Source organism: Bradyrhizobium sp. P5_C11_2 (genome assembly GCF_054049755.1).
The window spans coordinates 1-17,692 of record NZ_JBFULT010000115.1 but is presented as its reverse complement, the minus strand read 5'-3'; the positions used below and the strand labels follow the sequence as shown (position 1 = coordinate 17,692).

The window sequence follows — 17,692 nt, the reverse complement described above, 5'->3', positions numbered from 1 at the left end:
GAGTTCGGCCTGCTCGGCTCCTCGTTCTTCTTCCTGTTCTCGATCTCGGCCATCGTGGTCGGCTTCATCGTCAACAAGGTGCCGACGCGCTGGGTGCTGCTGACGCTGGCGGTGATCTGGGCGCTGGCGCAGTTTCCGATGGTCGGCACCGTCTCCTTCACCACGCTCTTGATCTGCCGCATCGTGCTGGGTGCCGGCGAGGGGCCGGCGTTCTCGGTCGCCGCGCATGCGATCTACAAATGGTTTCCCGACGAGAAGCGCACGCTGCCGACCGCGATCCTGTCGCAGGGCTCGGCCTTCGGCGTGATCCTGGCCGTGCCGGCGCTGAACTGGGTCATCGTCAATCATTCCTGGCATTATGCCTTCGGCGCGCTCGGCGTCGTCGGCCTGATGTGGGTTGCCGCCTGGCTCGCGCTCGGCAAGGAAGGGCCGCTGGAGGACACGCAAGTCCTCGTCGCGACCGAGCCCAGGATCCCCTATCTCCAGCTGCTCACGTCCCGCACCTTCATCGGCTGCGTATTTGCGACCTTCGGCGCCTATTGGGCGTTGTCGCTCGGGCTCACCTGGTTCACGCCCTTCATCGTCAAGGGGCTTGGCTTCTCGCAGAGCCAGGCCGGATTCATCTCGATCCTGCCCTGGGTGTTCGGCGCCACGATCGTGATCATCACCGGCTGGGTCTCGCAGGTGATGATGGCCCGCGGCTCGACCACCCGCATCGCGCGCGGCGTGCTCGGCTCCGTGCCGCTGGTGCTTGGCGGCGTGATCCTGGCCATGATGCCGCATGTGCAGGGCGCGGGCTTCCAGATCGCCCTGCTCGTGGTCGGCACCGGCCTCTGCGGCGCGATCTATGTCGTCTGCCCGCCGATGCTCGGCGAGTTCACGCCGGCGACGCAGCGCGGCGCGATCCTCGCGATCTACGGCGCGCTCTACACGCTCTCCGGCATCATTGCGCCCGCCGTGATGGGCACCGTGATCCAGCGTGCCGGCAGCATGCTCGACGGCTACATGACCGGCTTCACCATCAACGCGGTGGTCATGGTCGGCTCCGGCCTGCTCGGTCTGCTCCTGCTCTGGCCGAACACCGAAAAGGCCAGGCTGACCGCCGCCCCGCAGGCGGCCGCACTGAAGGGCGCGGTGTCGCCGACGTAGTGAGCTGAAGGGCGAGCTACAAATACGATTGTCGTCCCGGCGAAGGCCGGGACCCATACCCCCCAGGGAGTGGTTTGACGAAGACTCGGAGTGGGAGTCCTGTGCTCCAACTCCCTTTCGTGGTTATGGGTCCCGGCCCCCCGTGCGCAATTKCGCACTAGGCCGGGACGACAACTGAACTTGTAGCTACGCCTTCGCTGGCTTCCGCTCCGTGAACGGCGACAGCACCACCGTCGCCAGCATGAAGATCACGGAGGCGCCGAACACCCAGTGCGGCGCGCTCTGGTCCATGATCCAGCCGAACAGCAGCGGGCTGACGATGCCGCCGAGATTGAAGCCGGTGGAGACGATGCCGAAGGCGCGCCCCGCAGCGCCCGGAGGCGCCGCATTGCGCACCAGCATGTCGCGCGAGGGTGCGATCACGCCGGAGAGGAATCCCGCGGCCGTCATCGCCGCGGTCAAGGCCCAGCCCGGCAGCGTCACCAAAGCGATCAGCAGCACGATGGCCGCGTTCGCGGCAAAGCAGGCCGCGGCGACGTAGCCGTGGCGCTCGGTGTGGTCGGCGAGGAAGCCGCCCGCGAGCACGCCGGCGGCGCTTGCGGCGAGGAAGGCCGTCAGCGCGACGTTGGCGGCGGAATAGGAGGCGCCGTAGCCGCTCATCAGCGCAACCACGCCGAAATTGTTGATGCCGGCAACCGAGAGGCTGAGCAGCATGAACAGCGCGGTCAGCGTGATCAGGGCCGGCGTGATCACGGCCTGCCTCGGTTGCGCCTCGTTGCCCGGCTTTTTCCCGTGTGCGCCGGCATCGGGAATGTTCATCAGGAGCAGCAGCAGTGCCACCAGCACGCCGATCGCGCCCGATGCGATCAGCGCGCCGGCGCCGCCGGACAGCGTGACGAGCGCGGCGACGATTGCGGGCGCGACCGCGCCGCCGAAATAGCCGGCAAAGGTGTGAACCGAGAAGGCGCGGCCCATCCGCGCCTCATCCATGTGCTCGGCCAGGATGGCGTAATCGGCGGGGTGATAGACGCTGTTGGCGAGCCCGAGCAGCACGGCGGCCGCGATCAGCGAGGCGTAGCTCAGGTGCAGGCCGAGGATGATCAGCGCGAGGCCGCCCAGCGTGAGGCCGCCGAGCAGAATCTTTCGAGCGCCAAAATGGTCGACGAGATAGCCGGTCGGTGCCTGCGTCAGTCCCGAGACCACGGCGAGGGTGGTCAGCGCGAAGCCGAGCTCGACATAGCCGACGCCCAGCTGGCTCTTCAGGAACGGGAACAGCATCGGCAGGACCAGCAGATGGAAATGGCTGACCCAATGCGCGATCGAGATCCCGGTCAGCGTGCGCAGCGCGCTGTCCGCCTTGCCTTGTTGCGGTGCGGCGAGAACGTCGACCATTGCAGTGCTGTTTCACTCCCTGGAGGCGCGCAAACTATCGGGGACAGCGGTTATTGGCGAAGGCCGGGACCCATAACCACCGGAGTAGTTTGGCGGAGACTCGTAGTTCGGTACGGCGACCAATCACAATCGAGGGATCACGCAGTATGGGTCCCGGCCTTCGCCGGGACGACGGCGGAGTTTGAAGCGCAAGCGCGACCGCTCTTCACAACGGCTCATCGTCATTCCCATAACGATCACGTTTCGGCGTAGCGATGTCGCCGTCCTCGTCGTCGTCATCGGTGTCGCGCGGCGGCGATGGCTTTTTTGCCTTGTCGTCCGCCGTCTTCGTCTTGGGCGGCTCGCTCGGTTTGGCGGTCTTGGCCATGGCTGTTCCCGGATGGTGATGCGTCATCCGCTTCTATCCCGAGAATATGGGCCGTGCCCGACTTATCTCAAGCTCGCGACGTCAGCCCCGTACCACCGGTCCGCCCGCCTTCTTCCAGGCATCGATGCCGCCGGCGATATGCGCGGTGTTGGTGAGGCCGGCCTCCTTGGCGGCTGCCACCGCCATCGCCGAGCGTTCGCCGAAGGCGCAGAAGAACACGACGCGCCGGCCGGTGGCGGCCGCGACCTCGCGCAGCATGCCGCCGGGCTTCAGGCTCTCCTCGACGCTCGGATAGGGCGTGTGCAGCGCGCCTTCGAGCATGCCGTGCTTGGCGCGCTCGTTGCTCTCGCGCAGATCGACCAGCAGCATGTCCGGCCGGCCGAGCGAGCGGATCGCTTCGACGGCGCTGAGCGCGCGGCCTTCTTTTTCCAGCTCTTCCTGATGCAGGCCGACATGCATGTTGGCGGGCACCGCCACATCCATCATCTTCGGATTGGGCAGCTTCAGGTTGGCCATCAGCTCGATATATTCGTCGACCGAGCGGACCTGGAGCCGCGGATTGTAGCGCTTCTCCTCGCCGATGGTGGAGACGGTGTCGCCCTTGTAGTCGTGCGCCGGGAACACCAGCGTCTCCTCCGGCAGCTTGAGCAGCCGGTTGAAGATCGATTCGTACTGGGCGCGCGACGAGCCGTTCTGGAAATCGGTGCGGCCGGTGCCGCGGATCAAGAGCGTGTCGCCGGTGAAGACGCGGTCGCCCATCAGATAGGAGTAGGAATCGTCGGTGTGTCCGGGCGTGTACATCACGTCGAGCGACAGGCCCTCGATCGTCACCTTGTCGCCGTCGGCGACCCGCATCGCCACCACGTCGGCCTTGGTCTGGTCGCCCATCACGGTCATGCAATGGGTGCGGTCGCGCAGTTCGCCGAGGCCGGTGACGTGGTCGGCATGGAGGTGGGTGTCGACCGCCTTGACCAGCTTGAGGTCGAGCTCGCGCAGCAATTGGCAGTAGCGGTCAACCTTCTCCAGCACCGGATCGAGGATCAGGGCCTCGCCGCCGGGGCGGCTGGCAAGAACGTAGCTGTAAGTGCCCGAAACGCTGTCGAAGAGCTGGCGGAAGATCATGGCAAGAGACCCGGCGTGGAACTGATTGCAAATTCTACTACGCCGGGGACCAAAAAGAGAAGTAATCCACTGCCTAAACAATAAGATTTGGAAGATTTTTATTGCGACGCAATGATCCCACGGCTGGCGGCGCCTCGGGCGATGCGGAGCAGGTGCCACAAACTCGGTGTCGTCCCGGCGCAGCTAATTCGTCACTGCGTACCGGTAAACGCGAACTGCTCCCCCAACGTCGTCCTGGCGAAAGCCAGGACCGATTACCCCGACTGATTGTTGTTGCGGCAAACTGTGGCCAGCGTGTTCTATAACCACGATCGCCTGTGGAAATGGGTCCTGGCTTTCGCCAGGACGACAGGGGAGCCTCAGGGCCTCACCACCGTGTACCCGTTCTCGCTGAGAAACAGGATCTGCCCGACCCCGACCTGCACCGGGGTGGCGACGGGGATGAATTCCGGCCGCTTGCCCGTCTCCCGCTCGATCGTGTCGACGGTGTTGAGGCAGATGTCGAAGCGGACGCCCTGCGCGATCAGGCTTTCGACCTGCTTGCGGCGGTCGCTGGCGGCGAGCAGCAGGTCGATGCCGGGGCCGAACGCGACCACTTCGATCGCGACCTTGTCGGGATCGTAGTGCTTCAGCAAATTGTTGGCGACGCTGAGCACCAGCGCCTGCTTCTTCGCATCGCCGTCGGAGAGCTGGAGCACGATCTTGTGCTCGGCGAACGGCTTGTCCTGGAGCGGCACCTGCTGCGCCGAGGCCAGCGGCATGGCGGCCCAGGCGAACAGCGCCAGCAGCATCGCGCGAAGGATTTGCGAATGCGTCATCCCTGTCCTGCGATGCCGGGATTGTCCTCGACGCCCTTCAGGGTGACGCCGGAGCCGAGGCGCTCCGGCATCATCCGGCCGGAACGCAGATATTTGCCGACGACGTCCCACACCGGCGTACCTTGCTGGCCGTTGACCGAGGCCCAGCCGGCGACCTTGTAGCGATGGGTCTCGGCAAGCGATTTGCCGTTGCCGAGCCTGATCTCGGAGATGCGGTTGCCGATCGCGGCGGTCGGGGTGCAGGTGTAGCTGAGGCCGCCGGCACGCACCATGTCGCCGCCTTGCTGATAATAGGGATCGGCGTTGAAGAGGTTGTCGCAGACGTCTTCCAGCACGTCCTTGATCTGGCCGCCCGTCATCTCCTGCACATAGGTCTCGGGATAGCTGATCGCGGTTTCCGCGAGCACGTCCTCCATGGTCAGCGGCTGGCCGGACAGTGCGGTGACGCCCCAGCGGAAACCCGGCGACAGCGCGATCTCGGCATCGAGCTCGGCGCGCAGCGCGGCGCAGATCAGTTCGTCGACGGGCCCGGAAAAATTGCCGCGGCGATAGAGCAGGCGGTCCGGCGTCGCGATTTTCTCCGACCAGTCCATCACATGCGGTGCGCGCAGCCGGCCGATCAGCTCGGCCATTGCGGGATCGGGCTTGAGCAGTTCGGAATAGACCGGCAGCAGATGATATTTGATATCGCCGACCTTGCCCTTGGCGAGGTCGAGATCGAGCACACCCAGGAATTTTCCGTTGGAGCCGGCATTGGTGACGAGCGTCGTGCCGCCCGCGTTCTTCACCGCGACGGGCTGCGGGACGGCATCGTGGGTGTGGCCGCCGAGGATGACGTCGATGCCGGTGACGCGGCTCGCGAGCTTGAGGTCGACATCCATGCCGTTGTGCGACAGCAGGATGACCGCATCGACCTTGTCGTGGCCGCGCAAGCCATCGACGTGCTTCTGCAACTCCTCCTCGCGGATGCCAAAGGTCCAGTCCGGCGTGAACCGCTTTGGATGCGCGATCGGCACGTAGGGAAAGGCCTGGCCGACGATCGCGACACGATGGCCGCCGAGCTCCCTGATCGTCGACGGCTTGAACACGCGGCCGCTCGCCTTGTCGAAGGCGCTGGCGTCGTTGAAGGCGGCCTCTTCGGTCAGGAAGACGTTCTGCGCCAGAAACTCGCCCTTGAAGCGCTCGAGATTGTCGCGCAGCGCCTGCTCGCCATAGGTGAATTCCCAATGGCCGGTCATCGCCTCGATGCCGAGCAGATTGGCGACCTCGACCATGTCGCGGCCCTGCATGATATTGGCGAGTCCGGTGCCCTGCCAGAGGTCGCCGCCGTCAAGCAGCAGCGAATGCTGCTCGCCGGCATCGCTGCGCAGGCGGTCGACCAGCGTCTTCAGGTGGGCAAAGCCGCCGAGCTTGCCGAAGCGGGCGGCGGACTTCTCGAACTCGAAGCAGGTGAAGGCATAGGCATCAGCGCTGTCGGGCCGGATGCCGAAGCGCTCCAGGAAGGCGCGGCCGACCAGATGCGGCGGCCGTCCCGCCATCTCCCCGATGCCGATATTGACGCTGGGTTCGCGGAAATAGACCGGGTTGAGCTGCGCATGCGTGTCGGTGATGTGCAGGATGCGCGCGTTGCCGAACCGCTCGATGTCGTAGATGCTCGCGGCTTCGGCGCCGCGCGCGAGCCGCGGCAGTCCGGCCGAGACGGCGGCAATGCCTGCACCCTTCAGAAAGTCGCGGCGGCGGATGGCCATCTCGAATTCTCCGCGCCCCTCAATGATCGCAAGATCGTTCCACGGGGGACAGTCTAGCGGATTTCCATCGCCTTCCAGGCCTCTTTTTCAGACGTCGCCTGGAAGATCGATGCCTTCGCCAGCGCCTCGGCCTCTTTCGCAGCCGCCGTTGCGCGGTCGAAATCGCCGCCGTCGGCCGCCTTCTTCGCCGCCGCCAGCGTCGAGACGGTCGTGGTCCATTGATGGCGCAAGCCGGCAGCCTCCTTCGCGGCGGCCTCCGCGGCGGCATAGGCCGCCTTGTAGTCCGCTTCGGTTGCCGCGCGCGCCGCTGGCGCGAGGCTCAACGCCAGCAGCATGGCGAGAGGAAGTGACCACTTCATGGCCGCGCTCCCGGGCCGGAAATCGGCAGGCCGTTGGCGACGTAGGACAGGAAATATTCGACGTCGCGATACTCGTCCGCCTGCGGCTCGAGCGGAACCGCGCGGGTCTGGCTGTTGCAGGTGACGAAACGGCGGCTGGTCGTGCCCATGCCGCTCCATTCGGAGCGGTAGATCGGCATCGCGTTCAGGATGCCGAGCGCCGGCGCCAGGATCTCGGCACGGATGCGCTCGCCCGGGCTTTGCACGTGGCAGCTCGCGCAGGAGAAATTCATCTGGCCGCGGCGGGTGTAGAAATAGCGCTTGCCGTTCTCGAACGCCGCGAGCGCGCGCGGATCGTCGGGGATCTTGATGTCCATCGGCTTGCCGCGCGAGGTGAAGGCCATGTAGGCGGTGAGCGAGGCCATCTCGTCCTTGACGTAGGAATAGGGCGCCTCGCCATTGGCCTCGCGGCAGCGGTTGAGCGCGAGCTCCAGCGTGACGACCTTGCCTTCCTTCTCGTCGAAGTAAGGATAGTTCTGGCGGATGCCGATGCCGCCGTTCGGGAAGCAGTCGGCATAGCTCTTGCCGTTCTTGAACGGCGTCGAAAACATCTCCTTGCCGGCGTCGAGCGCGAACTCGTAGGGCGGGAATTCCTCTTTCTCCTGCCACTGCCGCTTCATGTCCTCGTTCATGGAATAAGGACCGTTGACGAAATCCTCGTGCTTCACATCGGGAAACTTCTGGAAGAAGAAATTCTGGAACGCTTTTGCGTCGGCGACAGGATCGACCTTGTCGGCTGCGACCACGCGCGTCGCGGCGAAAGCTAGCGTCGCGAGTGCGACGAACGCCGAGCCGAGCAGAATGGTAGCGCGCCGCGTCATCACGAAATCTTCGCGGTGGTCGTGTCCGACCCACCCTTGTTGTCGGTCCAGGAGATCTTCAGCTCGTCGCCCTTCTTGGCGCCCTTGAAGCTGAACTTGACGTAGGGGTCCTTGGAGACCGCGGTGCCCCAATCGGCGACGAAGACGTCCTTGCCGTTACATTCGAATTTCAGCTGCTGGATGAAATGCGCCGGGATCAATTCGCCCTTGGAATCCTTGACCAGGCCGGTGTCCATGGGGTGCTGGATCAGCGTTTGCACCTCGGTGATGTCGCCGTTGGCGGTGGCGCGGACGCGAATGCTGGATGCCATGTCGAAATCCCTCGCTTAACCGCCGCAACCGCCGACGGTGACCTTGACCTCTTTGGTCGCGCTGTAGAGTTTACCGTCAGCTTCCACGATCGCGGTCACGTTCGTGGTCTTCGCCATCTTGAGGCGGTTGGCGACGCTCGGGATCGTGCCATCGGGAATCCTGTAGGAAGCCGCGAGCGCGTTCGGGTTCTCGGCCACGAAGAACGAGATCGAGGTCACCTTGTCCAGCGTCGTCGTCACCGAGATCGGCACCACGCCGCCATTCTCGGCGATCTCCGGCGCGTCGAGCTTGATCTTGTCGGAGGGCTCGGCGGTCTTGCCGTAGAGCGCCTTGATCGCGTCTGCCTCGTTCTTCAGCTTGAACGCCTCTTCCGGATATTTGTCGTTGGCCGCCGCGAGCGCGGAGGTCGCGCCGAACGGCAGATTGCCGAGGCCGAGCAGCGCGACCGAGGCTGCGCCCTGGAGAATCAGGCGCCGCGTCGCGAGTGAGCCCGTGGTCGTGGTCATCAAAAGTCTCCTGGTGTGCCGGCGGTCACAGGGTTTGCAGGAAATCGACGATCGCGCCGATCTCCTGCTCGGTCAAAATCCGGTTGCGGCCGAACGGCGGCATCATGGTCTGCGGATTGCGCTTGGTCTCGTCGAAGATGATCGCGACCAGCTCGTTGCGATCAGGGTATTTTGATTTGATATCCTTCAGTTCCGGTCCGATCGTTCCGGGCAGGTCGCCGCCCTTGATGACGTGGCAGGTCAGGCAATTGCCCTTGCCGCGGTCGAAGGCGAGTTTCTGGCCCTCGGTCGCGGCGGATTGCGCCCGCGCCGGGCTCGCGGCCAGCCCGGCGACGATGGCCAGCATGAGGAACAGAGGCTTTCGGGACAGGGCGGTCAAGGCGTCATTCCGAGGCGTTATGGCGATGTCGCGATCGCGGAAATAGAAGCGTTCCAAAGCACAAAGGGCATCGCCTGACAATCAAGACTATGCACGCGGCAAAATGGAGTTAATATCTTCCGCATTGCAACTAAAGAGATTATTTGTTCGGCCGATTGGGCCCCAAAGAGAGCTACCACGAGTTAAAGGCAGTGGCGCGGGCGGGCTATTTCGAGGGCGCTCGGGCGCTCATTCGGTTTTCATCGTGTTCTCGTTTTTTCAAGGGGACCTCACTTGGCTGAATATGTCGTCGAATTTGGCAGGGACGGCGGACGCGTCGAGCCGGACGGGCGGCTGGATGCGCCGGCCTTTCACCGCAATTACGAGCCGATCTGGGCGGCGCTGGAAAAGCATCTCGCCGGGATGTCAGGCAACGTGGTCGAGGTCGGCAGCGGAACCGGCCAGCATGTGGTCCATTTCGCCCGCCATTCGCCCGGCCTGATCTGGTGGCCGAGCGACCTCAACCAGCGGCACCTCAAGAGCATCGAGGCCTGGCGCGTGCATTCGGGCCTGCCAAACATCCGCTCGCCGCTGCGGATCGATCTCACCGATCCCGACTGGTGTCCTGAGATGCGAAGCGGGCAGGGCCCGACGAGTCTCGCCGCCGTGTTCTGCGCCAACGTCATCCACATCGCGCCGTGGACCGTGGCCGAAGGCCTGTTCGCCGGCGCCGGCCGCTATCTGCGTGCCGACGGCAAGCTGTTCCTCTATGGCCCGTTCAAGCGCGACGGCAAGCACACCGCGCTCAGCAACGCCGTGTTCGACACCTCGTTGCGCGAGGGCAATCCCGAATGGGGCGTGCGCGATATCGGCGACGTCGAGACGCTCGCGCGAGGCGCGGGGCTCGGCCTGGTCGACACGATCGAGATGCCCGCGAACAACCTGACTTTGGTGTTCGCGCGCTAGCGACGCAGGAGGTGCGCTCCCTCCCCCGCAAGGGGGAGGGAATGAGAGAGCGGTGCCCGCCTCACGGTGTGATGCGATCAAAGTCCCCGAGGGGCAGCGCTCCTACGCCTCCCCGTCCCGCCACCCGATCTTCTCCTTCAAGAACCGAAAACCGAGCACCTCGAAGCCGGCGCGCTCCTTGTTGTCCTTGCCGTAGCCGTGGCCGCCTGCCTCCGGCTCGTAGAACCAGGCCTCATAGCCCATCGCCTGGAGCTTTGCCGCCATCTTGCGTGCATGGCCGGGATGGACGCGGTCGTCGCGCCGCGTCGTGGCGATCAGGATCGGCGGATAGGACTGGCCAGGTTTGGCGTTGTGATAGGCCGAGTAGGTCTTCAGCCAGTCCCACTCCTCCGGCTTATCGGGGTCGCCATATTCCGCGATCCAGCTCGCGCCCGCGAGCAGTTTTGTGTAGCGGCGCATGTCGATCAGCGGGATGGTGCAGAACAGCGCGCCGAAGCGCTCCGGGTACCGCGTCAGCATGTTGGTGATGAGGATGCCGCCGTTCGATCCGCCCTGTGCGGCGATCCGTTTTGCCGTCGTGACGCCGCGGCGCACGAGATCGGCGGCGACCGCCGCGAAATCGTCATGCGAGAGCTTCTTGCCGGCGAGCCTTCCGGCATCGTGCCAGCGCGTGCCGAACTCGCCGCCGCCGCGCAAATTGGCCTGCACAACGGTGCCGCCGCGCTCCAGCCACAGCTTGCCGAGCGAGGGGTTGTAGTAAGGCTTGACCGAATGGGCGAAGCCGCCATAGGCGCTCATATAGACCGGCGCATCGCCGGTCTCGGTCGCGGGGCCGGTCTGCACGTAAGGAATCCGCTCGCCGTCGATCGAGATCGCCTCGTGCTGTGTCACCACGAGGCCATCGGCGCTGAACGTCTTCGGCGCCTGCTTCAGCACGGCCGGGCTTTCGACGCAGGGTTCGATCAGCAATAGCGACGGCGGCGTCAGCGGGTCCTGCACGTTGGCGAGCAGGTCGCCATTGCTCTCTGACGGATGGCGATCGAGCGGCCAGATATCGACGACGCCGATCTCCGGCAGGCCGGGAAGCGTCGCGCGGCGCCAGCCCGCGGTGGATGGCGTGACGACCTCGAAGCGCGGCCTGAGCTCGTCGAGGATCGACAGCACGAGCTTGCCGGCGGCCCAGAAGAAGCCTTGCAACGCGCGCCGCGGACCGGGCTCGAACAGCACGGCGAAATCGCGGTGGCCTGCCAGGAACGCCGAGAGCGAGATGCCGAGCACGGTGTCGGTGGCGTAGGTCTGGCCCTCGACCGACCAGTCCTTGCGCAGCTTCATCGCGAACCAGTCGCCATGGGCCTGCATCCAGATCCCGGTCGGCAGGTCGAGCTTCGTCGTCGCACCAGCCGCATCGCGCAGCCAGATGCCGTAGTTGAAGAAGTCGATCTGGTCGACGATCCAGGTCCGCGGGGCCGCACCGGTGTCATCGGCCATGCCATAGATCATCATGTGATCGTCCGAGGTCTCGATCACCACCTGCGCCTGGTCCACGGCCTGGCCGCGCCGCCACAGGCGAACGGTCCTCGCATATCCGGAGCTCGTGGCCATGCCCTCGCCATGGGCGCTCGACAGCAGCAGCGTGTCGGCATCGAGCCAGTCGACGCCGCCCTTGGCTTCCGGCAGCGTAAAGCCGTCCGCAACGAAGCCCTTCGTAGCGAGGTCGAATTCCCGCAAGGTGACGGCGTCGCTGCCGCCGCGCGACAGGCCCAGGATGGCGCGTGAGCTTCCCGGCATCGTGGTGATGGAGCTGAGCAGCCAGTCCTCGTCTTCGCTCGCCGCGAGCTGGTCGATATCCAGCATGATCTCCCACGCCGGATTGGGCTTGCGAAACTCCGCCAGATTGGTTCGCCGCCACAGGCCGCGCGGGTTGGTGGCGTCCTTCCAGAGGTTGTGCAGGTCGTCGCCGCGCCGGCTGACATAGGGGATGTTGTCGGGGCGATCGTAGATCGTCGCGAGGATGTCGCGATCGCGCTCGAAGGCCGCGCCCCCGAACGCGGCGAGCGTCAATTGATTTTGCCGCGCGACGAAATCGAGCGGCAGCTTGCCTTCGATCTCCTCCAGCCAGAGCCAGGGATCGTCGTCGGGAGCGCTGAGCGTAGGCCTGTCGTCAATGGACATGGTGCGAACTCCGGCAGATCGCGCGGCGGGATAGGATTTGATCGAGCGCAAGCCGTCAAGGGCGTGTCCCGGTATAGTCCTGCCGATTGCGTCAGAGGCATGGCCTGTGCCCGTTTGCGCCGGTTGTCCGCCCTCCCGCGTCTCTCCATAGTGCCGGGAATCAACAAGGCCCTTGAAAGCTCCTTGGGGCGGAAATGCCGATGCTAGACGTGACTTCAGCCAATGAGATCGCTGCCGATGCCCGCGTGCGTACCAATGTGGTGCGCCTTGCGGCGGCGCAGGCGCTGACCGGCGCCAACTCGGCGGTGATCTTCGCCACCGGCGCGATCGTCGGCGCCACGCTCGCGCCCGACATGTCGTTCGCGACCGTGCCGATCTCGATGTATGTGGTGGGCCTGGCTGCCGGCACGCTGCCGACCGGCGCGATCTCGCGCCGCTTCGGCCGCCGCGCCGCTTTCGTCATCGGCACCGGCCTCGGCACGCTGACCGGCCTGCTCGGCTCGTTTGCGATCCTGCACGCCTCGTTCGCGCTGTTTTGTCTGGCGACCTTCCTCGGCGGCCTCTACGGCGCGGTGGCGCAATCCTATCGCTTTGCCGCCGCCGATGGTGCCAGCGCCGCCTACCGGCCCAAGGCGGTGTCGTGGGTGATGGCCGGCGGCGTGTTCGCCGGCGTGCTCGGTCCGCAGCTCGTGCAATGGACCATGGATGTCTGGCAGCCCTATCTGTTCGCCTTCAGCTTCCTGGTGCAGGCCGCGGTGGCGCTGGTCGCGATGGGCATCGTCGCCGGCGTCGACATGCCGAAGCCGGCGCCGGCCGATCTGCATGGCGGCCGGCCGCTGCTGACGATCGTGAGCCAGCCGCGCTTCATCGCCGCCGCGCTGTGCGGCGTCATCTCCTATCCCATGATGAACCTGGTGATGACCTCGGCGCCGCTCGCGATGAAGCTCTGCGGCCTCAGCGTCAGCGATTCCAATTTCGGCATTCAATGGCACATCGTCGCCATGTACGGGCCGAGCTTCTTCACGGGCGCGCTGATCGCCCGCTTCGGTGCGCCGAAGGTCGTCGCGGCCGGCTTGCTGCTCGAGGCCGCTGCCGGGGCCATCGGCCTCTCCGGCCTCACCGCGATGCACTTCTGGGCCACGCTGATCGTGCTCGGCGTGGGCTGGAATTTCTCCTTCATCGGGGCGTCTGCGCTGGTGCTGGAGACGCACCGGCCGCAGGAACGCAACAAGGTGCAGGCGTTCAACGATTTCCTGGTGTTCGGCATGATGGCGATCGGCTCGTTCTCGTCGGGCCAGTTGCTTGCGAACTACGGCTGGTCGGCGGTGAACATGGTGGTGTTCCCGCCGGTGCTGCTTGGCCTCGCCGTGCTCTCGCTCGCCTCCTATGCGCGTCGCCGCAAGGCGCGGCTGGACGCGGCGATGGGCGAGTTCCCGGACGCGATCTGACTGGCGGGAGGCTGTCAGCAGCGTTGATAGTTCGATCCAGGTCGAAGTGATTTTTTGGAGCGGGTTACTAGATGATGCGTCATGGCCGGGCATTAGCGCGAAGCGCGTCTTCACGCAGAATGTCCCGGCCATCCACGTCTTAGGTGCGCGGATCGAAGAACGTGGATGCCCGGGACAAGCCCGGGCATGACGGAGTAGCCAGCATGCTCGACAATCCTCGACACGCCACGATCGACGAATCCTCGCTCCGCTATGAAGGCTGGCGCATCGTTGCGGTCTGCTTCCTGCTCGCGACCTTCGGCTGGGGGCTCGGCTTCTACGGCCAGAGCGTCTATGTGGCCGAGCTCCAGCGCGCCCACGGCTGGTCGGCCTCGCTGATCTCCGCCGGGACGACATTCTTCTACCTGTTCGGCGCTCTGCTCGTCGTCTTCGTCGGCGAAGCCGTCAACAAATACGGCCCGCGGCTCGGCCTGATTGCGGGCACGCTGGCGATGGCGGCGGCCGCCGTCGCGATCGGCGCGGTGCGCGAGCCCTGGCAGCTTTATCTCGCGAACGCGGTGCTCGCCTTCGGCTGGGCCGGCACCAGCCTCGCCATGATCACCAACACGATCAGCCTGTGGTTCGATCAGAAGCGCGGCATGGCGATCAGCCTGGCGCTCAACGGCGCGAGCTTTGGCGGCATCGTCGGCGTGCCGCTGCTGGTGACCTTGATCGGCCATATCGGCTTCGCCAGCGCGATGTTCACCGTCGCCGGCGCCATGCTGGTGCTGCTCGTCCCGGTGATCCTTGTCGTGGTCGGCCGGCCGCCCGATCTTCACGGCAGGCATGGGACAGGGAAAGCGAAGCCGCTATCCTCGGCGCATATCCGCAGGCATGCGCTGCGCGACGTCGGCTTCCTCACGGTGACCATTGCTTTTGCTTTGGTGCTGTTCGCCCAGGTCGGGTTCATCGTGCACCTGATCGCGTTCCTCGACCCCGTGATCGGCCGCGAACGTGCGGCCGTGGCGGTCGCGGTGCTGACGGCGATGGCCGTGGTCGGCCGGGTGCTGTTCTCGATGGTGATCGATCGGCTCAACCAGCGGCTTGCGTCTGCGCTGTCGTTCCTGAGCCAGGCGGCGGCGCTGTGCGTCGTCATCAATTTGCACAACGATTATGTGCTGATCGCGGCCTGCGCGGTGTTCGGCTTCTCGGTCGGCAACCTGATCACGCTGCCGTCGCTGATCGTGCAGCAGGAATTCGATTCCGCCTCGTTCGGCGTGCTGATCAGCCTCAACACCGCGATCAACCAGGTCACTTACGCGTTCGGCCCCGGCGTGGTCGGCTTCCTGCGCGACCTCTCCGGCGGCTATTCGCTGCCGTTCTACCTCTGCATCGCGCTGGAGGTGATGGCCGCGGCGTTGATCATGGTGCGCGGTGCGCCCAAAGCGAAGCTCTCGTAGGGTGGGCAAAGGCGCACAGCGCCGTGCCCACCATCTGCTCTCCGCCCGTGCTGTAGGAATTGGTGGGCACGCTTCGCTTTGCCCACCCTACGGCATCACGCTTCCCGCTGCTTCAGCAACGCTTCCACATCCAGCCGCTTGGTGATCATCGCAAGCTTGCCATCCGGCCCGAACGGCCATTGCTCCTTCGGCCGGTCCCAATACAGCTCGACGCCGTTCTGGTCCGGATCGCGCAAGTAAAGCGCCTCGCTGACGCCATGGTCGCTCGCGCCGTCGAGCGCGATGCCGGCCGACAGCACCCGGTGCAACGCATCCGCCAGCGCCGGGCGCGTCGGGTAGAGGATCGCGGTATGGAACAGCCCGGTCGTGCCCGGCGGCGGCGGCGAGCCGCCCTTGCTCTCCCAGGTGTTGAGCCCGATGTGGTGATGATAGCCGCCGGCCGAGATGAAGGCCGCACCGGAGCCCATGCGCTGCATCAGCTCGAAGCCGAGCACGCCGCAATAGAAGCCCAGCGCGCGATCGAGATCGGCGACCTTGAGATGGACGTGGCCGATCCTGGTGCCGGCATGCACGGCTGGGTTCTGCGACATGGGAATGCTCCGTTGATCGACTCCACTTAAGTCGAGCCTCGGGACAGCGCCACTGGCCTATCCCGAAACCCAGCGTTTCCGGATGGGAAACTAAGCGAGCTCCGGCACCTCGCCCTCGGGCAGCTCGAACTCAAACGTGTTCAGCGTCATCGACACCAGCGTGTAGTAGCCGCACAGCCCGATCACTTCGACCACGCCGCGCTCGCCGAGCAGCTTCACGGCCTCCTCATAGAGGCCCTTCTCGACGCCGTGACCCTCGTGCAGCGACTTCGCGAGATCGTAGATCATCTTGCCCTTGGGATCGTCGAACTCGGGCGTGCGGCGGTCGCGGATCGCATCGATGATTTTCGGATCCATGCCGCCGGCAAGCGCGAGGCGCTTATGCGCATACCATTCGTAGTGTGCGGTCCAGTGCCGCGCCGTCACCAGGATCGCGATCTCCGAAAGCTTGGCGGGAAATACCGTGTCGAAGCGCAGGACCTCGCCGAGCCGGGTGGCGTGACGGGCCATCTCCGGGCTGTTGAGCCAGGCCATCATCGGCGCCGGCGGCTTGCCGCGCTTGCCGGCGATCGACTCGTCATAGGTCTGCCGCTGGCTCTCGCTCATTTCGCCAGGCGAAAGTAGTTTCAGGCGCATTCTCGTTTCCTCTTTATTTTCAAAGCCTCGCCGCGGACATCATTATAGCCGAACGCGGCTCGGCATGCCTGGTCGTGCGGCACCGAAATGGTTGAATTCCACGGGGCGATGGCCCAGAGTCTGCGGCAACAAGTCGAATTTGATTGATGGAAACGACCATGAGCGAAGCTGAGACGTCTGATCTCGAAACATTCCGCAGCGAGACCCGCGCCTGGCTGGAGGCCAACTGCCCGCCGGAGATGCGCAAGCCTGCGACCTCCGACGCCGACGTGTTCTGGGGCGGGCGCAACGCAAAATTCTCCTCCGAGCCGCAGCGCATCTGGTTCGAGCGCATGCGCGACAAGGGCTGGACCGTGCCGGACTGGCCGAAGGAATATGGCGGCGGCGGCCTCAGCGCGGCCGAGCACAAGGTGCTGCGCGCCGAGATGGCGAAAATGGGCGCGCGTCCGCCGCTGTCGAGCTTCGGCATCTGGATGCTCGGGCCGGCGCTGCTGAAATACGGCAACGAGGCCCAGAAGCAGGAGCATCTGCCGAAGATCGCGGCGGGCCTGATCCGCTGGTGCCAGGGCTATTCCGAGCCGAACGCCGGCTCCGATCTCGCCTCGCTGCAGACCCGCGCCGAGAGCGATGGCGACGACTTCGTCATCACGGGATCGAAGATCTGGACCTCCTACGCCAACTACGCCGACTGGATCTTCTGCCTCGTCCGCACCGATCCCGCCGCGAAGAAGCACGACGGCATCAGCTTCATCCTGTTCGACATGGCCTCGAAGGGGGTCACGACCAAGCCGATCCTCTTGATCTCCGGCTATTCGCCGTTCTGCGAGACCTTCTTCGACGGCGTCCGCGTGCCGAAATCGCATGTGGTCGGCACGATCAATCGCGGCTGGGACGTGGCAAAGTATCTGCTCCAGCATGAGCGCGCGATGATCTCCGGCATGGGCGAGCGCGGCGTCGGCCGTCCGCTCGGCCAGATCGCGGCCGATTCCGTCGGCTCCGATGCGCAAGGCAAGCTCGACGATTCGATGCTGCGCGGCCAGATCGCAAGATTCGACGTTGACGAGGCCGCGCTTGCCGCCTGCGCCGAGCGCGCTGTCGATCTCGCCAAGGCGGGGCAGGCGCATCCGGCGTTCTCGTCGGCGATGAAATATTACGGCACCGAGCTCAACAAGCGCCGCTACGAGATCCTGATGTCGGCCGGCGGCGTCGATGCGCTGGAATGGGAGAGCGAGCGCTCCAGGCAGGGCGCCCGCCCGCGCGCCTGGCTGCGCACCAAGGCCAATTCGATCGAGGGCGGCACCAGCGAGGTGATGCTCGGCATCGTCGCCAAGCGCATCCTGGATCTGCCGGGGGCCTAACCGTCGTTCCGGGGCGGTCCGCAGGACCGAGCCCGGAACCTCGAGATTCCGGGTTCGATGCTGCGCATCGCCCCGGAATGACGGCGATGGCT

18 protein-coding genes are annotated in these 17,692 nt (G+C 65.4%); 5 read left to right on the top strand and 13 right to left on the bottom strand.

The genetic code is table 11. The features are described 5' to 3' along the window. Window positions 1-1,149, top strand: a 1,149-nt coding sequence (locus ACXJL8_RS13975; protein ID WP_456685119.1) for an MFS transporter, incomplete at its 5' end; no start/stop codon positions are given. A gap of 186 nt (window positions 1,150-1,335) precedes the next feature. Here ACXJL8_RS13975 and ACXJL8_RS13970 read toward each other — a convergent pair. From ACXJL8_RS13970 to soxX, 10 genes are all read right to left on the bottom strand, one after another. Further along, window positions 1,336-2,541: an MFS transporter gene (locus ACXJL8_RS13970; protein ID WP_456619501.1), complete on the bottom strand. Its 1,206-nt coding sequence runs from the start codon at window positions 2,539-2,541 to the stop codon at window positions 1,336-1,338. Window positions 2,542-2,746: 205 nt separating this feature from the next. Further along, entirely contained in the window at window positions 2,747-2,908 is a 162-nt protein-coding gene (locus ACXJL8_RS13965) for a hypothetical protein (protein WP_456619502.1), read from the bottom strand. A gap of 81 nt (window positions 2,909-2,989) precedes the next feature. After that, window positions 2,990-4,030, bottom strand: a complete 1,041-nt coding sequence (locus ACXJL8_RS13960) for an MBL fold metallo-hydrolase (RefSeq protein ID WP_456619503.1) — start codon at window positions 4,028-4,030, stop codon at window positions 2,990-2,992. A 359-nt stretch (window positions 4,031-4,389) separates the two neighbouring features. Beyond that, window positions 4,390-4,848: a DsrE family protein gene (locus tag ACXJL8_RS13955; protein ID WP_456619504.1), complete on the bottom strand. Its 459-nt coding sequence runs from the start codon at window positions 4,846-4,848 to the stop codon at window positions 4,390-4,392. After that, window positions 4,845-6,596, bottom strand: coding sequence for a thiosulfohydrolase SoxB (gene soxB / locus ACXJL8_RS13950; RefSeq protein WP_456619505.1), 1,752 nt, complete (start codon window positions 6,594-6,596; stop codon window positions 4,845-4,847). Before soxB ends, ACXJL8_RS13955 begins: the two co-directional genes overlap by 4 nt. 53 nt (window positions 6,597-6,649) lie before the next feature. Beyond that, a complete protein-coding gene (locus ACXJL8_RS13945) occupies window positions 6,650-6,955 on the bottom strand; it encodes a hypothetical protein (RefSeq protein WP_456619506.1) in 306 nt (101 codons plus the stop codon). Then, window positions 6,952-7,815 (bottom strand): sulfur oxidation c-type cytochrome SoxA, encoded by an 864-nt coding sequence (gene soxA / locus ACXJL8_RS13940; protein ID WP_456619507.1) that lies wholly within the window; start codon window positions 7,813-7,815, stop codon window positions 6,952-6,954. Before soxA ends, ACXJL8_RS13945 begins: the two co-directional genes overlap by 4 nt. Continuing rightward, window positions 7,815-8,126, bottom strand: a complete 312-nt coding sequence (soxZ, locus tag ACXJL8_RS13935; RefSeq protein WP_456619508.1) for a thiosulfate oxidation carrier complex protein SoxZ — start codon at window positions 8,124-8,126, stop codon at window positions 7,815-7,817. The genes soxA and soxZ overlap by 1 nt, the downstream gene beginning before the upstream one ends. Window positions 8,127-8,141: 15 nt before the next feature. Beyond that, window positions 8,142-8,633, bottom strand: coding sequence for a thiosulfate oxidation carrier protein SoxY (gene soxY / locus ACXJL8_RS13930; protein WP_456619509.1), 492 nt, complete (start codon window positions 8,631-8,633; stop codon window positions 8,142-8,144). Between the two features lie 25 nt (window positions 8,634-8,658). Then, window positions 8,659-9,012 carry a sulfur oxidation c-type cytochrome SoxX gene (soxX, locus tag ACXJL8_RS13925; RefSeq protein WP_456619510.1) on the bottom strand — a complete coding sequence of 118 codons (354 nt, stop codon included), beginning with the start codon at window positions 9,010-9,012 and terminating at the stop codon, window positions 8,659-8,661. A 273-nt stretch (window positions 9,013-9,285) separates the two neighbouring features. On the opposite strand from soxX, the gene ACXJL8_RS13920 reads away from it, so the two are divergent. Next, entirely contained in the window at window positions 9,286-9,957 is a 672-nt protein-coding gene (locus ACXJL8_RS13920; RefSeq protein WP_456619511.1) for a DUF938 domain-containing protein, read from the top strand. A 102-nt stretch (window positions 9,958-10,059) separates the two neighbouring features. Here ACXJL8_RS13920 and ACXJL8_RS13915 read toward each other — a convergent pair whose 3' ends face one another. Then, the gene (locus ACXJL8_RS13915; RefSeq protein WP_456619512.1) at window positions 10,060-12,129 is read right to left on the bottom strand and encodes a prolyl oligopeptidase family serine peptidase; all 2,070 of its coding nucleotides are present in this window, start codon (window positions 12,127-12,129) and stop codon (window positions 10,060-10,062) included. A gap of 200 nt (window positions 12,130-12,329) precedes the next feature. Between ACXJL8_RS13915 and ACXJL8_RS13910 the strand changes: the two genes are divergently transcribed. Next, entirely contained in the window at window positions 12,330-13,577 is a 1,248-nt protein-coding gene (locus ACXJL8_RS13910; protein WP_456619513.1) for an MFS transporter, read from the top strand. 203 nt (window positions 13,578-13,780) lie between these two features. Further along, the gene (locus tag ACXJL8_RS13905; RefSeq protein ID WP_456619514.1) at window positions 13,781-15,016 is read left to right on the top strand and encodes an MFS transporter; all 1,236 of its coding nucleotides are present in this window, start codon (window positions 13,781-13,783) and stop codon (window positions 15,014-15,016) included. A gap of 95 nt (window positions 15,017-15,111) precedes the next feature. Here ACXJL8_RS13905 and ACXJL8_RS13900 read toward each other — a convergent pair whose 3' ends face one another. Next, on the bottom strand, window positions 15,112-15,606 hold the full coding sequence (locus tag ACXJL8_RS13900) for a VOC family protein (protein WP_456619515.1): 495 nt from the start codon (window positions 15,604-15,606) through the stop codon (window positions 15,112-15,114). A 90-nt stretch (window positions 15,607-15,696) separates the two neighbouring features. Then, window positions 15,697-16,242, bottom strand: coding sequence for a carboxymuconolactone decarboxylase family protein (locus ACXJL8_RS13895; RefSeq protein WP_456619516.1), 546 nt, complete (start codon window positions 16,240-16,242; stop codon window positions 15,697-15,699). Between the two features lie 158 nt (window positions 16,243-16,400). On the opposite strand from ACXJL8_RS13895, the gene ACXJL8_RS13890 reads away from it, so the two are divergent. Then, the gene (locus tag ACXJL8_RS13890) at window positions 16,401-17,600 is read left to right on the top strand and encodes an acyl-CoA dehydrogenase family protein (RefSeq protein WP_456619517.1); all 1,200 of its coding nucleotides are present in this window, start codon (window positions 16,401-16,403) and stop codon (window positions 17,598-17,600) included. Window positions 17,601-17,692 lie beyond the last annotated feature (92 nt).